The organism is Priestia sp. 179-F W1.4 NHS (genome assembly GCF_045369295.1).
In the GTDB taxonomy this organism is placed as follows: Bacteria; Bacillota; Bacilli; order Bacillales; family Bacillaceae_H; genus Priestia; species Priestia zanthoxyli.
This window is the reverse complement of sequence record NZ_JBIQFF010000001.1, coordinates 608,435-624,137: the sequence shown is the minus strand read 5'-3', so window position 1 is coordinate 624,137 and position 15,703 is coordinate 608,435. Positions and strand designations below refer to the sequence as shown.

Genomic DNA, 15,703 nt, shown 5'->3' with positions numbered 1-15,703 from the left:
ACGCGCTTTTCACACACCCTTAGAAACCTCTCTGGATTTCAATTAAAAGGCGTTCTATGAAATTTTTCGTGCTGACGTTTGTTGAACATTTTCTGCTTCTTTTATCTTCTCTTTCGGCAGAACTAGATTCAGCAGAACTCCCATGATGGCAGACAGTGCCATGCTATCAATCTTTACATGTTCTGAGATATCTAAGTGTGCTCCTCCGATTCCTAACACTAAGATAATCGAAGCAATCATTAAGTTTCGTTTTGATCCAAGATCTACCTTTGCATCCACCATCATGCGCAAGCCTGATGAAGCAATGATTCCGAATAAGAGAATTGAAATCCCGCCCATGACCGGGGTTGGTATACTTGAAATAAGAGCGTTGATTTTTCCGACAAACCCGAACAAAATCGCGAAGACTGCTGCTCCTGCTATCACAAATACGCTAAGCACCTTTGTGATGGCTAACACTCCGATGTTCTCACCGTATGTTGTATTTGGCGGTCCGCCGATCAGTGCAGCAAGCATAGTTGCTACTCCGTCTCCTAAAATCGATCTGTGCAGCCCTGGCTTTTCAATATAGTTTCGATCCACAATCTTATTTAAGACGAGAATGTGTCCGATATGTTCTGAAAGTGTTACGACTGCTACAGGTACCATGATAAGCACAATCCCCAGTGAAATGGACGGCGTGTATGTGACGAACGGCACGTAGAAGTGAGGTACTTCAATCCACTCTGCTTTCACTACCTTTGAAAAGTCTACCAATCCTTGTGTATAAGCAAAGATGTATCCGCCGATAATTCCCATCAGTACCGGAATCAGGCTGATAATGTTTTTAAAGAAGATTGAGCAAGCAACTGTTATCGCTAGTGTCACAAGCGCAACCATCAGGTAAGTTAAGCTGTAATTTCCTTTTGCATCGTTCATAGCCATGCCTACTGCTGTATTAGCTAGTCCTAAGCCTATAACCATAATAACTGGCCCTACTACAACCGGAGGAAGCAGCTTCATAATCCAATTGATTCCTGTTCCTTTTATAATCAAAGCAACGATTCCATAAACAAGTCCAGCTAAGAAACAGCCAACCATCGTTTCTTCAGGTCCAAACGAAGCTTTTGCGAAAATGATTGGCGTGATGAACGCGAACGATGAACCAAGATAAGAAGGAATTTGACCTCTTGTAATGAGCAGGAAAGCAAGCGTTCCTACCCCGCTTGAAATCAAAGCAATTGCCGGGCTGAACCCGACTAGGAACGGCACTAACACCGTCGACCCAAACATTGCAAACAAATGCTGTAGACTCAATGTTAACCAATTTACTGCTTTTGGTTTATCATGTATATCAAGTACAAAATCTCGTTGTTGACTCATATGTTTTTCCTCCTATCACTATTAAAAAACCTCTTTACGCAGAGGCAAAGAGGTTTTCAGCATACAAGGAAGACGCTATACCGCAGTATAGTTTTCCTTGTATAGTGACCCCCCTTTTGCAGCCTCACGGGACTACCATTTAAAAGGGTATATAATTTATTTTTCGTAAATAGACACGTGGTCTTTTTCGTCTACTTCCATTAAATGCACCGCAATTTTTTCACTTTTAGCTGTCGGTACATTTTTGCCAACATAGTCTGCTCGAATCGGCAGCTCGCGGTGCCCTCTATCCACTAAAACAGCCAGCTGAATGAGTTCAGGTCGACCGATATCAATCAGTGCATCAAGTGCTGCTCGAACCGTACGGCCCGTATATAACACATCGTCTACTAAGATGACGTTCTTATTTGCAATATCTGTCGGAATATCTGATCCTTTTACGAGAGGCTCATCATTGCTTGTTACTTTCGATAAATCATCTCGGTAAAGCGTGATGTCTAGTTCTCCGACTGGCAATGTATTTCCTTCAATTTGTGCAATTCGTTCTGCTAAACGTTTTGCGATATAAATACCTCGCGTTTTAATCCCCACTAGCACACAATTTTCGATTCCTTTATTCTTTTCAATAATCTCATGTGCAATTCGAGTTAAAGCGCGGCGAATAGCCTGTTCGTCAAGTACGGTAGCTTTTACGTTCACTGTTTTTCACCTCAAGTTGTTGACATAAAAAAATCCTCTTGCCTTGAGGCAAGAGGATTTGGTTTTAGATATATTTCTTCAAAAAGGCTATAAGTATGCCTTTTCTGCACCGTTTCCTTCTCAGCCTCTCTGGACTGTTCTTAAAGGTTCTTATTAAGTTAATACAAGTATGCCATCACTTATGACAGTTGTCAACTTCTTTTTTCAATAAGCTCTAGCATCTCATTAAACTCTTTTGGAGCCGGTGCTTCAAATTCCATATATTCATTTGTACGAGGGTGAATAAAGCCTAATACACCTGCATGAAGTGCTTGTCCGTCAATCGGAAGCGTTTTTTTCGGTCCGTACTTCGGATCTCCAGCAAGCGGAAAGCCAATATACTTCATGTGAACGCGAATTTGGTGTGTTCGCCCCGTTTCTAGCTTACATTCGACAAGTGAAAAATCTTTAAAACGCTGCAATACAGTAAAGTGCGTCACTGCATCACGACTGTTTTCATCAGTGACCGTCATGCTTTGACGATCTTGCTTATCTCGGCCGATTGGCGCATCAATTGTACCGTGATCGTGCGCAATTACTCCGTGAACGATAGCTTTATAGCGACGCGTCACTGTTTTAGCTACAAGCTGACTAACTAGTGATTCATGGGCTAAATCATTTTTTGCAACCATAAGTAAACCTGACGTATCTTTATCAATTCGATGAACGATACCAGGGCGCATAACGCCGTTAATACCGGATAAATCTTTACAGTGAGCCATTAAGCCGTTTACAAGCGTGCCGCTATGATGACCTGGAGCTGGGTGTACAACCATGCCGCGAGGTTTATTTACAACAAGCACATCTTGATCTTCATAATAAATATCTAAATCCATTTCTTCCGCTACCACATCAAGCTCCTCTAGTTCTGGCACTTCAATAATAATAGCGTCTCCTGTTTTACATTTATAGTTTCCTTTAACGGTTTTATCATTCACTTTTGCATGACCTTCTTTGATCCATTGCTGCACTTGTGAACGTGACCATTCTGCATTTACAGTCGAAAGTACTTTATCAATACGTTCTCCCGCTTGTTCTTCATTTATAACTGTTTCAATTACATTCATTCTTTGTGCTCCTTCTTCATTTTCCCTTCAAACAGCGTCATAATAAACATGATGATTACTCCGACGACAAGTGCCGAATCAGCTACGTTAAAAATCGGAAAATCATACGTAAAGATGTATGTATTTACGAAATCAACTACTTCTTTACGGACCACTCGATCAATAAAGTTTCCAATGGCGCCGCCTAACATTAATGCTAGCGCAATACCGAACCATTTATCTTGTTTTTTGAGCTTTTGAATATAAATTATTAAACCGACTACCACAACCACCGTAATGAGATAAAAGAACCACATCTGTCCTTGTAGAATACCCCACGCAGCTCCTCTGTTACGATGAGAGGTAATGTAAAGAAAGTTTTCAATTACGGTAATGCTTTGTCCATAATACATTTCTTTTACAATCATCCATTTTGTTACCTGATCAATAAGTATAACAGCTAAAGCGATAAGATAATAAAACACAAACGTTTTCCTCCCGCAATAAAATCAAACGAATCCATACTAAAGCATTTTAGCACATAATTCATTTTTTTTCTCGCTTCTCACCAGAAAACAAATAAATCTTCGTTTGTGCGGGCCGTCGGCATTACTTTTAATTTATGAATAGACATCACTTCGCCAGTTAGTTCATCAATTCCGAACGCACCAACGTCAAGCTTTGCTAGCGCGTGTTCTACATCTTTTAAATCGGCTTTAATCATTTCTATTACGTAACGTTCCTTTTCATCTATATAACCAGATTGTTCTGTAGCATATCTCAATAGGCGATCTTGTAATTCTTCTTTGATAAGAGCTAATTCCTGTCCAATGGAAAGATAATTTTCATACATGCAAACGCCTCCTGTGCTGATAAGATGAAGTATTAATGATGTTAGGTTTACCGAGTTTTCCATCGAATCTACAACACAAGTTTTTCCTAAGGCTTTGAATGCTTTATACCATTGTATTTGGGAATTTCGTACAGCAAAAAACACGCCCAAAAAGGACGTGCTTTTGTTCATTACTGCTGAACGTAGTGATTTTTCACAACATCCGCACAGCGTGTACATAAAGTTGGGTGATCTTGATCTTCGCCAACTGTTGGTGATACTACCCAGCAGCGCTCACACTTCTCACCTTCTGCTTTACTTACAACAATTGAAGCATAGCTGAATTTTTGTGCTTCAGCAGGCGCTTCACCTTCTGCTACCTCGAGATCTGAAACGATGAAGAGTTGACCTACATTTTCAGAAATAGAGGCTAACAGCTCTTTCGTATCTGCTGTTGGATACAGCGTTAATTTTGCTTCTAAAGACTTACCGATTACTTTTTCATTACGAGCTTGTTCTAGCGCTTTTAATACTTCATCGCGAAGCTCCATGAACGCATCCCATTTCTCTACTAATTGATCTGCTCCTTCAATTTCTTGAACCTCTGGCATATCAACTAGCTGCGCGCTTTCTTCCGTTACGTTCGGAATGTGAACCCATACTTCGTCTGCTGTATGAGAAAGAATTGGAGACACTAATTTCGTTAACGATAATAACGTTTCATAAAGAACCGTTTGAATGCTGCGACGCTCTACATTATTTTCTGCTTCAATGTACAATACATCTTTTGCAAAGTCTAAGTAGAATGAACTCATATCAATTGTACAGAAATTATGCACTGCGTGATAAATGCTTGAGAATTCATATGAATCATAAGATTTTTTCACTTTATCAATTAATTTGTTCAGCTTCACAAGCATGTAGCGGTCTACTTCACGAAGGTCTTCAACGGCTACAGCGTCAGTTGTTGGATTAAAGTCCGCTAGGTTTCCTAGTAAGAAACGGAACGTGTTGCGGATTTTACGGTATACTTCTGCTACTTGTTTTAAAATGTTATCAGATACACGAACATCCGCTTGGTAATCTACAGAAGCTACCCATAGACGTAAAATATCCGCACCTAGTTGTTTCATTACTTTTTCTGGAATTACAACATTCCCTAATGACTTACTCATTTTGCGACCTTCACCGTCTAAAGCAAATCCGTGGCTAAGTACGCCTTTATAAGGTGCTTCACCTGTTACAGCTACACTTGTAGAAAGACTTGAATTAAACCAGCCGCGGTATTGGTCAGAACCTTCTAAATACAAATCAGCCGGACGCTGTAAGTCTTCACGCTCTTCAAGAACAGCTTGATGTGAAGAACCAGAGTCAAACCATACGTCCATAATGTCTGTTTCTTTTGTGAAACGGCCATTTGGGCTTCCTTCATGAGTAAAGCCTTCTGGAAGCAAGTCTTTTGCTTCACGCTCAAACCATACGTTTGATCCATGTTCTCTAAATAGATTTGATACGTGCTCAATTGTCTCGTCTGTAATGATTGGCTCATCATTTTCAGCATAAAATACTGGAATCGGAACGCCCCATGCACGTTGACGAGAAATACACCAGTCTCCGCGGTCACGCACCATGTTATAAAGTCGCGTTTCACCCCAAGTAGGCACCCATTCTGTTTTTTCTACTGCTTTTAATAAATCTTCACGGAAATCTTTAATAGACGCAAACCACTGTGCTGTTGCACGGAAAATTGTTGGTTTCTTCGTACGCCAGTCATGTGGATATGAGTGGGTAATGAAACTTAATTTTAACAGCGCGCCTTCTTCTTCTAGTTTGTCTGTAATCGGCTTATTCGCTTTATCATAGAATAATCCTTCAAATCCTGGTGCTTCATTCGTCATATGACCCTTACTATCAACTGGACAAAGAACTTCCAAACCGTATTTTTGACCAACGATAAAGTCGTCTTCCCCGTGTCCCGGTGCTGTATGAACACAGCCAGTACCAGCATCAGTCGTTACGTGATCGCCAAGAACAACTAAAGAATCACGCTTGTAGATTGGATGTTCAGCTACCACGCGTTCAAGTTCTGAACCTTTTACTGTACGAAGTGTCTTATAGTCAGCCCATTCAATTTCTTTAGCAACTGTTTCAATAAGTTCAGTTGCTACTACATATTTTGCTCCATCTGCTTCAACTACGCTGTACTGAAGCTCGGGATTGACAGCAATCCCTTGGTTAGCTGGCATTGTCCATGGTGTTGTCGTCCAAATGATGAATTTTTCATCTTGTTCAAGCACGCCTTTACCATCTTTCACATTAAACGCTACGTAAATAGAAGCTGAACGCTTGTCATAGTATTCAATTTCCGCTTCTGCTAAAGCAGATTCACTTGAAGGGGACCAGTATACAGGTTTTAATCCTTTGTAGATATAGCCTTTTTTCGCCATATCGCCAAATACTTTGATTTGCTGCGCTTCGTACTGTGGCTGAAGCGTTACATATGGATTATCCCAATCTCCGCGTACGCCTAAACGCTTGAACTGCTCACGCTGGCCGTTTACTTGTTCCCAAGCATACTGTTCGCAAAGCTTACGGAATTCAGCTACTGTCATTTCTTTGCGGTTTACTTTTTTATTTTTTGTTAAAGCCGTTTCAATTGGCAAGCCGTGTGTATCCCAGCCTGGCACATAAGGTGCGCAGAAGCCTGACATCGACTTATAGCGAACGATAAAATCTTTTAAAATTTTATTTAAGGCATGTCCCATGTGAATATCGCCATTGGCATATGGAGGTCCATCATGCAGGACGAATAGCGGACGGCCTTCCGTACGTTTTTGTACTTTTTCATAAATATTCATTTCAGCCCACAGTTCTTGCATTTTAGGCTCGCGGTTCGGTAAATTTCCACGCATCGGAAATTCAGTTTTTGGCATCAATAATGTATCTTTATATTCCATGTTTTACCCTCCAAAAAAAACGTAAATTTCATATCTTTTTGCACCATAACAAAAAGACCTCCTCATCCCAAAAAAGGGACGAGAAGGCCTCCCGCGGTACCACCCTAGTAGATTTGCTGCACGCAAATCCTCTTTGCATTCGTAACGTGAATAAACCGCCACTGCTTACTATCATCATTTCAGCAATGGTACTCTAGGGTGATTTTCACTTTTTTGTTTGTTATCGAGCTCGCACCATCCTCGATTCGCTTTGACAAACTAAAAAAGCTACTGTCCCTGTCTCCGTACTGTTTGATATGAAATTTCATCTGTTACCAAATTATATGACAACAAAACGTGAGAAGTCAAGATGATGTCTTGACTAGTCAATTTTTTCTTCTAGCGCTGGCATCTCATAATCCATCAACTGATCCCAGTCATCGCTGTTTAACATTTCAAGCTGTGCTTCAATTAACATTTTGAAACGAGTTCTAAATACTTTAGACTGCTTTTTCGTCTCCTCAATGTCCATCGCAATTTTACGAGACTTAGACAGTGCTTCATTAATAATACGGTCCGCATTTTTTTCTGCTTCTTTTATAATGAGCTTCGCTTCTTTTTCAGCGTTTCGCTTTACATCTTCCGCTGCTTCTTGAGCAATTAAAATTGATTTATTTAACGTTTCTTCGATGTTAGTAAAATGTCCAAGACGATCTGTTAATTCAGATACTCTTCCTTCTAACTCCTTTTTATCACGCATTACCAGCTCATAGTCTTTAATTACTTGGTCAAGAAACTCATTTACTTCATCTTCATCATATCCGCGAAACCCGCGATTAAACTCTTTGTTATGAATATCCAAAGGGGTTAAAGGCATCTAGGCCACCTCCGTGTTGTCTCATTACATCATTAATAATGGTTTATTCGACATATTTTTAAAATTTCCTGCTAGTAGATTTCTTTATTTCTGCTTTCCTACAACACCTACAACAATTCGCCATTTTTCTTTTTTGGTTTTGCCTTCAAGTGAAACAATACGACTTCTGCCGTGGCCACGAAGCGACAAAATATCACCTTCATGACATTCAAAAGAAGGCTGTTCAATGACTTTAAAATTTACTTTTACCGCTCCATTTGCAATAAACGGCTGGACTTTTTGTCTTGATAAATTGTGAATGGTCGACAGCAAAACATCAAGCCTCATTGAAGAAACTGTATAAACGTGTTCAATCAGCTCTTCTTTTACCACATGCAGCTGCTCTCTTTGAATAGAAGAAAGTGAAACTTTGGCTTTTCCAATTGATGTTAAATTCATCTCAATATAAGAAGAAATTTCCTCTGCGGCTACAAGCTGAATATCGTCTCCCGCGACCAAAATATCGCCAAATTTTGAACGGCGCAGTCCTAAAGACATCGCCGAACCAAGAACTTGAGGATGTTCAATCGTCACAAACTTTTTAGGATAATTCAATTCGTACATATGCAACTGAAAATCTTCGCTTTCAGGCACATAGTAATCCGGATATAGCAGCGCACGCTTGCGTTCAGCAAACGGTTGTCCACCATCAAATGAAACTTGAACCTCTCCTTCAGTCCCAACAATAGCCGTCACAATCTGCTGCTCTCTTGGATCTAAAAAATCCGTTAATTTTGGGCTGTATTGATGTAGGACATCTTCTTTCCACTGAAGAACCTGGTCAATAAATCCATGTTCTTCTTGCCTAAAATGTTCATAAATAGACATATTATTACTCCTGCTATTGGTATGTAAAAAAGGAATCCAGCGATTCCTTTTTAAATAAATCCAACCATACTGTGAAGTGAACGTACACCTGCTTGCGCAAATCGTAGTAAAAAGATTGCAACAAGAGGTGAAATATCAATCATGCCAATAGGCGGAATGATTTTACGAAAAGGCTCTAAGTAAGGCTCGCAAATGCTGCCAAGCAGCTGACCAAATTTAGACGCCCTTACATCGGGTACCCAAGACATCAAAATGTAAATAATCAGTGCCCATGAGTAAAGACCAATCAATTGCCCAAGAATCTCAAAAACGATGTCCAAAAACTACCACCTCTTTACGTTAGTTGTATCGTGTTCTCCCATCATATCTGAAATGCTTCCGCTTACGTCTACATTATCAGGTGTACATAAAAAGATGTCGGTTCCAATTTTTTGAATGTCCCCGCCTAAAGCATAAACTGTACCACTTAAAAAGTCGACAATTCTCACTGCTTGATCTCGTTGAATGCGCTGTAAATTAACAACTACGACTTTACGATTTTTTAAATGATCCGTAATTTCTTGTGCTTCGGCATAGACGCGAGGTTCACAAAGCATCATTTTTGATGATTTTTGAACGCTTTGTAAGCTAATCACGTTTTGCTGCTGATTCGGCTGCTGACTAGCTTTCACTGGTCTCGACTGCTGTACAGGCTCTTCTACCGACTCTTCTTGTTCGTAATGTTCTTCTACATATTCAGTATCGTCATCAAGAGCAAAAAAACTTCTAAAGCGATTTTTCATACTCATCTTGAATTACACCTCCTTAACGTTCATTCCCAACTAGCGTGGTTCCTAGTCGAATGAATGTTGCTCCTTCTTCAATTGCAATTGCATAATCGTTTGACATTCCCATTGATAGCTCCGTACAAGGTGCATACGGGAGGTTTAGTTCTTGTATACGATCCTGCAATTTCTTTAGACCTTGAAAACAGCTGCGAAGCAAGGACTCGTCATCTGTGTGAGGAGCCATGGTCATTAATCCAACTACTTGGATATTTGTAAATGTTTCAAGAGATTGAATAAATGGAATTACCTCTTCTACAGCAAGGCCATGCTTTGATTGTTCTTCGGCAACATTAACTTGTACAAAACATTTTATACGATGTCCTGCACGTTTATCAATTTCTTTTGCTAAAGATAATCGGTCTAGTGAATGAATATAGTCAACTTTATCAATCACATTTTTTACTTTTCTTGTTTGTAAGCTTCCGATAAAATGCCAGGTCGCTTTCTCACCGATTGATTCATACTTTTCTAGAAGACCTTCATCCCTGTTTTCTCCAAGATGTAAAATGCCTGCATCCACTGCTTCTGCTGCTCGTTTTGTGGAAACGTATTTTGTTACAGCAATCAGCTCTACATCTTCTCGATTTCGATTAACTTTTTTACATGCTTCAGCAATTGTTTGTTGAACTGCTTCTAGATTTTCACTTACGCTAGCTGTCACTATGTAATTACTCCTCCTTAAAGCCTATGAAGTTAAACATGCGTCCTGTTTTCCCTTGGTCGCGGCGATGTGAGAAGAACAGGTCATCTTCACAGCTTGTACAATACGACGATGTTAAAATTCGTTCCGGCAATACGCCTGCGTTTTGAATCAGCAGCTTATTGACTTTTTTTAAATTAAGCGCGTATTGTCCAGGGCTTACTTCTTGATATCCATTTTGGCCAACTACTTCGTTTACCTGTGTAATGACGCGGTTATCGACAACATAACAGCAATCTTCAATCGAAGGGCCAATCGCCACGTAAATATCTTCAACCGGAACATTTTCTTGCTCTACCCAACGTCGAATCATATTTCCTGCAATATCTTTTACTGTTCCCTTCCACCCGGCATGAGCAAGACCAACTAAATGGTGATCAGGCGCATAGAAGTACAGCGGAACACAATCTGCATAACATAAAGCTAACAAAATATCAGATTCATTTGTATAAATGCCATCCGCTGCTTTTATGCCCTCTTCATACTTGTAGAGTCCTTTTGCACAGTCGGCTTTTGTTACTTTTTGAACAGTTGCTTCATGTACTTGTTCAGCACATACAAAGCTTTCAAAAGACATGTCTAGTTCGGCTGCTAAAATTTTTCTATTTGTAATAACATCTTCTACGTTATCGTTTACGTGAAGCCCTAGGTTAAAAGAAGCAAATGGAGGTTTACTCACGCCACCATTTTTTGTGGTGAAACCAGCAACAAGCATATCATTCTTTTCTACCCAAGGGCTCAGCCACATAAACGACTCGTGATGGCTTTTTTTTAATGGCTCAGGATTCATGTATGTGACACATCCCTTGTTTCATTTGTTCTCACATATTGTACCACAGATTGCTAGGTGCTGTTGACAAAAAACTAATTCTCTTCAGGCTGAAATGCGTCTTTATAACGTACTAAAATGACATCGGAACCAATTTTCACAATATTTTTCCACGGAATCACAATTTCATCATCTTTTCCAAAGAAGCCCAATACACGAGAGCCTCCGATAATGACGGCCTGTATTTTTCCCGTTGTTAAGTCAATATCAATATCCCCTACATTTCCAAGTTTTTTGCCATCAGCTACATTCACTACATCTTTCAGCTGAAACTCTGAAATCTTTAACATGCTCTCTCCTCCTATAGCCAACTTTATTCCTTAGCCTATATATATTTTCAAATTTTCATTTCATGAAGGAAAAGCTTATTTTTTCTCTGTCATTCTCTTTCTATAAGCATTTTGTTCACTAATTACACAGTTTTTCATCAATAGATATTCTCAACAAGCAGCGAGAAGTCCTCATAGCAATAGGACATCTAACATGAATATCTTTTGGTTATGTATTCATTGATACATACAAAATAAGCACCGCGTCTGTTTTTATAGACACGATGCTTATTAAGTTGAACATCAAATAAAGTGAATGGTATTAATTATATGAACGTGAGCAGCTGCCAGTTTAGATAGCTTTTGTTAACTTTGAATATTTTTATTCATCTGTTTAATAGCAGCTTTTTCTAAACGAGAAACCTGCGCTTGAGAAATACCAATTTCTTCAGCCACTTCCATCTGTGTTTTACCTTGGAAGAAGCGCTTTCGTAAAATTAGTTTTTCTCGCTCGTTCAATCTTCTCATACCTTCTTGCAAAGCAATTTCTTCAATCCAAGTTGAATCACGATTGCGTTCATCGCTTAGCTGATCCATAACATAGATTGGGTCTCCACCATCATTGTAAATAGGTTCAAATAGAGAAACCGGATCTTGGATAGCATCTAAAGCAAACACAATTTCTTCATGCGGTACTTCTAGGACTTTTGAAATTTCCTCAGCTGTAGGTTCCTTGGATGTTTCACTCATAAGCCTTTCACGAACTTGAAGAGCTTTATAAGCAATATCACGAAGGGAACGAGAAACACGGATTGGATTATTGTCACGTAAATAGCGGCGAATTTCCCCTATAATCATTGGGACAGCATATGTAGAAAACTTCACGTTTTGACTTAAATCAAAATTGTCAATGGATTTCATTAATCCAATACACCCAACCTGAAATAAGTCATCAACAAATTCTCCACGATTGTTAAAACGTTGAATCACGCTGAGTACGAGACGTAAATTTCCGCTTACTAGCTTTTCTCTTGCTGTTCCATCTCCAGCCTGCATTTGTTTAAACAACTTTCGCATTTCTTCATTTTTTAATACGGGAAGTTTCGAAGTATCTACTCCACAAATTTCTACTTTATTTCTTGTCAACTCTTTCCCTCCTAACAGGAGATGATGTTCTGAATTCAGTATCTCCTCCGAAGGAAAAAATATGCACTTTTACAATTCTGACAATTCTACGCTAAAAAAGCTGATTGCATAAGATGCTTCTCAGCCCTTATACAATCAGCTTTTTTACTTAAACCATTTTATTAAATTCTTTTCGCAGCCGTTTAATAATTCGTTTTTCGAGCCTTGAAATATAAGACTGAGAAATGCCTAGCATATCAGCTACATCTTTTTGCGTTTTTTCTTCTCCGCCGGCTAGCCCAAAGCGCAGCTCCATAATTTGCTTTTCACGATCATTTAATTGGTGCAGTGCTTTCAACAAAAGTTTTCGATCTACATTCGCTTCCAGGTCTTTTGTGATGATATCTTCTTCGGTTCCCATCACGTCAGACAATAACAGTTCGTTTCCATCCCAATCAATATTTAACGGCTCATCAAATGAAACTTCAGATCGAATTTTATTGTTGCGGCGCAAATACATTAAGATTTCATTTTCAATACAGCGAGAGGCGTACGTCGCTAGCTTAATTTTCTTTTCAGGATTAAACGTGTTTACTGCTTTAATTAAACCGATGGTGCCGATACTAATTAAATCCTCAATATTGATTCCCGTATTTTCAAACTTGCGGGCAATATAAACAACCAGTCGCAAATTACGCTCAATCAATAGTGAACGTGCTGCTTCATCTCCTGATGGGAGTTTTTTCAGAAGTACTTCTTCTTCATCTTTTGTTAAAGGCGGTGGAAGAGCTTCACTTCCTCCTATATAGTACACTTCATCTGTTTTTAGCTTAAGTTTAATTAATAATTTGTACCACCATAATTGAAATCGAATTCGATATGTAGCCATTCTGTATCCTCCTTTATTTGTTCACACCTTTTACGATGCGGAACTTACTTCTCCAATAACAATGAGCTTCGGATGAACAATACATTCATATTGCTTCTCCACTGAAAGCGTTGTATGACTAATACCTACTAATACTTTAGTGACTTCAATCGTGTTGGACTGATGCACCAGCCTTACGATGTCTGGCTTTAGAGCAAGCAGCAGCTGATTGGCTTGGCCTACGCTTCGATAAGGGACAAAGCGGACTTTTGAATACCACTCTTGATCAATATCTTCGCTGTGTGAAAAGGATTGAACATTTTTGCTTAATTCCATTAAGCCTTCAGGCAATATTTCTTTTAAAGAATCTGCTGTAACAATCATAACCGGGGTTTTCGTCAGCGGATCTACAAGCTGATTCCCACTATCAATAAGTCCTTTCATCGACAGCGTCTGTTCGTTTAAAATAACTTCTACATCTACCAGCTGATCAAATGTAATATTTTTCATTCGCAAATCATCAACTCGTGCTTTTGAAAAATAAGATAATAGCGGAAAACCAATAAGAACAAATATCCAGCTAATAGGATCACCAAACTGTGGAGATTTCGTATCAACCATTTGATTAAGAACAAGGAACTGATCTTGAAATAAAAAGTGAACGCCCATTAACCCTCCACCCACAACAAAGGTTGCAAAATAAAACGTTAATAAATTCTCAAAGAAAAAGCGCAGTCGTTTATAACCAAACGCCATCAATACCATAAAAAACGAGAATAAAATTTTAATAGCAGGGTGAACCATAAGATGAGAAAAAGGTGTAAACATAAGAAGGACAATCAATGAACCGATAAAGCCGCCAAGCAAAAGCCGCCACCACTTGTAATTCCGTTTAAGTACAACAGCACATAACATTAGTAAGATCGTATCTAACCCAAAATTCAGCATCCATATTAAATCTAAATAGATTGGCAATGTTTATAACCTCTCCATTCTTTCTGAATTTTTCTGTTAAAAATTAGTATATAGTACATCCTATTAGAAAGTCTGTCAGTTCATGCCGAGAAACAAGCAGTATTTTTGAGGAAATCATTCGATATTTGTCACACTACTTTTAGAAAGAAAACACAAACCCTTTGAAGGCGTCATATTGACCATGTCGAATGTTTTTTATACTCTTTTTGAGTTTTCTAGATTCATTGCATAAAAAAAGACCTCTGTATAAAACAGAGGTCTTGGCTTTTTATTTTCTTAGCGTCTACGATTACGGTTTCGTAAGAATGTTGGAATATCTAGCGCATCTTCAGATTGTGGCTGAGATGGACGCGTATATTCTTGCTGTACAGGTTCTTCACGCTTTACTTCACGCTTCGGCTGTGGAGCCGGTTGCTGTGTCGATTGCTGCATGCGATTCGCCGATAACGAAGGACGACCTGGTTTTGGCTGTGATAAATCTTGGTCACTAAAGCCAGTTGCAATAACTGTAACAACAATCTCATCTTTTAGGTTTTCGTTAATAACAGATCCAAAGATCATGTTCACTTCTTGGTCAGAAGCCGAAGCAACGATATCTGCAGCTTCTTGTACTTCGTAAAGACTTAGGTTTGTACCGCCTGTGATATTCATTAATACACCTTGAGCTCCATCGATAGATGTTTCAAGAAGTGGACTTGAAATAGCTTTTTTAGCTGCTTCAGCAGCGCGGTTTTCACCAGTCGCAATACCGATACCCATAAGTGCAGATCCTTTGTTAGACATAATTGTTTTCACGTCCGCGAAGTCTAAGTTAATTAATCCAGGAACTGCGATTAAATCTGAAATACCTTGCACACCTTGTCGTAATACGTTATCCGCTTCACGGAACGCTTCTAGCATTGGCGTATTTTTATCAACGATTTCTAATAAGCGATCATTTGGAATAACAATCAGCGTATCCACTGCTTCTTTCATTGACGCAATGCCGCCTGCCGCTTGAGTAGAACGCTTACGGCCTTCAAACGTAAATGGACGAGTAACAACGCCTACCGTTAGTGCTCCTAGCTCACGAGCAATTTGGGCAATGACTGGAGCTGCACCAGTTCCAGTTCCTCCACCCATACCAGCTGTTACGAAAACCATGTCTGCACCTTTTAGTGCTTCTTGGATTTGTTCCTTACTTTCTTCAGCTGCTTTTTTACCAACTTCTGGATTAGCACCTGCACCTAATCCTCTTGTTAATTTAGCGCCGATTTGCATTTTTGTTTCAGCTTTTGATAAATTTAATGCCTGTGCATCTGTATTAACTGCAATAAATTCTACACCTTGGACGCCATGTTCAATCATTCGGTTAACCGCGTTGTTACCGCCGCCTCCGACACCGATTACTTTAATCGTCGCTAATTGGTCTACACTTGTATCAAACTCCAACATGATAGTTCCTCCTAATTC

17 protein-coding genes and 1 other annotated feature are annotated in these 15,703 nt (G+C 39.3%); all 17 genes read right to left on the bottom strand.

The features are described 5' to 3' along the window. Positions 1–54: 54 nt before the first annotated feature. Positions 55–1,362 carry a uracil-xanthine permease family protein gene (locus tag ACH0CI_RS03220; RefSeq protein WP_025750364.1) on the bottom strand — a complete coding sequence of 436 codons (1,308 nt, stop codon included), beginning with the start codon at positions 1,360–1,362 and terminating at the stop codon, positions 55–57. A gap of 156 nt (positions 1,363–1,518) precedes the next feature. Then, the gene (pyrR, locus tag ACH0CI_RS03215) at positions 1,519–2,061 is read right to left on the bottom strand and encodes a bifunctional pyr operon transcriptional regulator/uracil phosphoribosyltransferase PyrR (RefSeq protein ID WP_013058940.1); all 543 of its coding nucleotides are present in this window, start codon (positions 2,059–2,061) and stop codon (positions 1,519–1,521) included. A 191-nt stretch (positions 2,062–2,252) separates the two neighbouring features. Next, positions 2,253–3,167: an RluA family pseudouridine synthase gene (locus ACH0CI_RS03210; protein ID WP_013058941.1), complete on the bottom strand. Its 915-nt coding sequence runs from the start codon at positions 3,165–3,167 to the stop codon at positions 2,253–2,255. Next, entirely contained in the window at positions 3,164–3,631 is a 468-nt protein-coding gene (gene lspA / locus ACH0CI_RS03205) for a signal peptidase II (RefSeq protein ID WP_013084844.1), read from the bottom strand. Before lspA ends, ACH0CI_RS03210 begins: the two co-directional genes overlap by 4 nt. 80 nt (positions 3,632–3,711) lie before the next feature. Next, positions 3,712–3,999: a conjugal transfer protein TraR gene (locus ACH0CI_RS03200; RefSeq protein WP_028411468.1), complete on the bottom strand. Its 288-nt coding sequence runs from the start codon at positions 3,997–3,999 to the stop codon at positions 3,712–3,714. 170 nt (positions 4,000–4,169) lie between these two features. Next, positions 4,170–6,935 carry an isoleucine--tRNA ligase gene (gene ileS, locus ACH0CI_RS03195; protein WP_406900859.1) on the bottom strand — a complete coding sequence of 922 codons (2,766 nt, stop codon included), beginning with the start codon at positions 6,933–6,935 and terminating at the stop codon, positions 4,170–4,172. Positions 6,936–7,006: 71 nt separating this feature from the next. Further along, positions 7,007–7,227 (bottom strand) — a binding site (T-box leader). Between the two features lie 69 nt (positions 7,228–7,296). After that, positions 7,297–7,791, bottom strand: a complete 495-nt coding sequence (locus tag ACH0CI_RS03190; protein WP_013058945.1) for a DivIVA domain-containing protein — start codon at positions 7,789–7,791, stop codon at positions 7,297–7,299. Between the two features lie 84 nt (positions 7,792–7,875). Continuing rightward, a complete protein-coding gene (locus tag ACH0CI_RS03185) occupies positions 7,876–8,658 on the bottom strand; it encodes a YlmH family RNA-binding protein (protein ID WP_335706601.1) in 783 nt (260 codons plus the stop codon). Positions 8,659–8,708: 50 nt separating this feature from the next. After that, a complete protein-coding gene (locus ACH0CI_RS03180; protein ID WP_406900858.1) occupies positions 8,709–8,978 on the bottom strand; it encodes a YggT family protein in 270 nt (89 codons plus the stop codon). 3 nt (positions 8,979–8,981) lie between these two features. Then, positions 8,982–9,446, bottom strand: a complete 465-nt coding sequence (locus ACH0CI_RS03175) for a cell division protein SepF (RefSeq protein WP_028411470.1) — start codon at positions 9,444–9,446, stop codon at positions 8,982–8,984. A 16-nt stretch (positions 9,447–9,462) separates the two neighbouring features. Then, complete coding sequence (locus ACH0CI_RS03170) at positions 9,463–10,146, bottom strand: YggS family pyridoxal phosphate-dependent enzyme (protein WP_028411471.1); 684 nt, start codon at positions 10,144–10,146, stop codon at positions 9,463–9,465. 7 nt (positions 10,147–10,153) lie between these two features. Then, the gene (pgeF, locus tag ACH0CI_RS03165) at positions 10,154–10,975 is read right to left on the bottom strand and encodes a peptidoglycan editing factor PgeF (protein WP_028411472.1); all 822 of its coding nucleotides are present in this window, start codon (positions 10,973–10,975) and stop codon (positions 10,154–10,156) included. 74 nt (positions 10,976–11,049) lie between these two features. Continuing rightward, complete coding sequence (locus ACH0CI_RS03160; RefSeq protein ID WP_013058951.1) at positions 11,050–11,304, bottom strand: YlmC/YmxH family sporulation protein; 255 nt, start codon at positions 11,302–11,304, stop codon at positions 11,050–11,052. Positions 11,305–11,649: 345 nt separating this feature from the next. Next, the gene (gene sigG, locus ACH0CI_RS03155; protein WP_013058952.1) at positions 11,650–12,429 is read right to left on the bottom strand and encodes an RNA polymerase sporulation sigma factor SigG; all 780 of its coding nucleotides are present in this window, start codon (positions 12,427–12,429) and stop codon (positions 11,650–11,652) included. Between the two features lie 148 nt (positions 12,430–12,577). Continuing rightward, entirely contained in the window at positions 12,578–13,297 is a 720-nt protein-coding gene (gene sigE / locus ACH0CI_RS03150) for an RNA polymerase sporulation sigma factor SigE (RefSeq protein WP_013058953.1), read from the bottom strand. 30 nt (positions 13,298–13,327) lie between these two features. Further along, the gene (spoIIGA, locus tag ACH0CI_RS03145) at positions 13,328–14,251 is read right to left on the bottom strand and encodes a sigma-E processing peptidase SpoIIGA (RefSeq protein ID WP_335706599.1); all 924 of its coding nucleotides are present in this window, start codon (positions 14,249–14,251) and stop codon (positions 13,328–13,330) included. 276 nt (positions 14,252–14,527) lie between these two features. Further along, positions 14,528–15,685, bottom strand: coding sequence for a cell division protein FtsZ (gene ftsZ, locus ACH0CI_RS03140; RefSeq protein WP_013058955.1), 1,158 nt, complete (start codon positions 15,683–15,685; stop codon positions 14,528–14,530). Positions 15,686–15,703: the final 18 nt, after the last annotated feature.

Bases quoted from the DNA above. Each gene is read 5' to 3' on its own strand.
- pgeF (WP_028411472.1), bottom strand. From the start codon at position 10,975: ATGAATCCTGAGCCATTAAAAAAAAGCCATCACGAGTCGTTTATGTGG.
- ACH0CI_RS03190 (WP_013058945.1), bottom strand. From the start codon at position 7,791: ATGCCTTTAACCCCTTTGGATATTCATAACAAAGAGTTTAATCGCGGG.
- ACH0CI_RS03175 (WP_028411470.1), bottom strand. From the start codon at position 9,446: ATGAGTATGAAAAATCGCTTTAGAAGTTTTTTTGCTCTTGATGACGAT.
- ftsZ (WP_013058955.1), bottom strand. From the start codon at position 15,685: ATGTTGGAGTTTGATACAAGTGTAGACCAATTAGCGACGATTAAAGTA.
- ACH0CI_RS03220 (WP_025750364.1), bottom strand. From the start codon at position 1,362: ATGAGTCAACAACGAGATTTTGTACTTGATATACATGATAAACCAAAA.
- ACH0CI_RS03200 (WP_028411468.1), bottom strand. From the start codon at position 3,999: ATGTATGAAAATTATCTTTCCATTGGACAGGAATTAGCTCTTATCAAA.
- ACH0CI_RS03185 (WP_335706601.1), bottom strand. From the start codon at position 8,658: ATGTCTATTTATGAACATTTTAGGCAAGAAGAACATGGATTTATTGAC.
- ileS (WP_406900859.1), bottom strand. From the start codon at position 6,935: ATGGAATATAAAGATACATTATTGATGCCAAAAACTGAATTTCCGATG.
- sigE (WP_013058953.1), bottom strand. From the start codon at position 13,297: ATGGCTACATATCGAATTCGATTTCAATTATGGTGGTACAAATTATTA.
- ACH0CI_RS03210 (WP_013058941.1), bottom strand. From the start codon at position 3,167: ATGAATGTAATTGAAACAGTTATAAATGAAGAACAAGCGGGAGAACGT.
- ACH0CI_RS03160 (WP_013058951.1), bottom strand. From the start codon at position 11,304: ATGTTAAAGATTTCAGAGTTTCAGCTGAAAGATGTAGTGAATGTAGCT.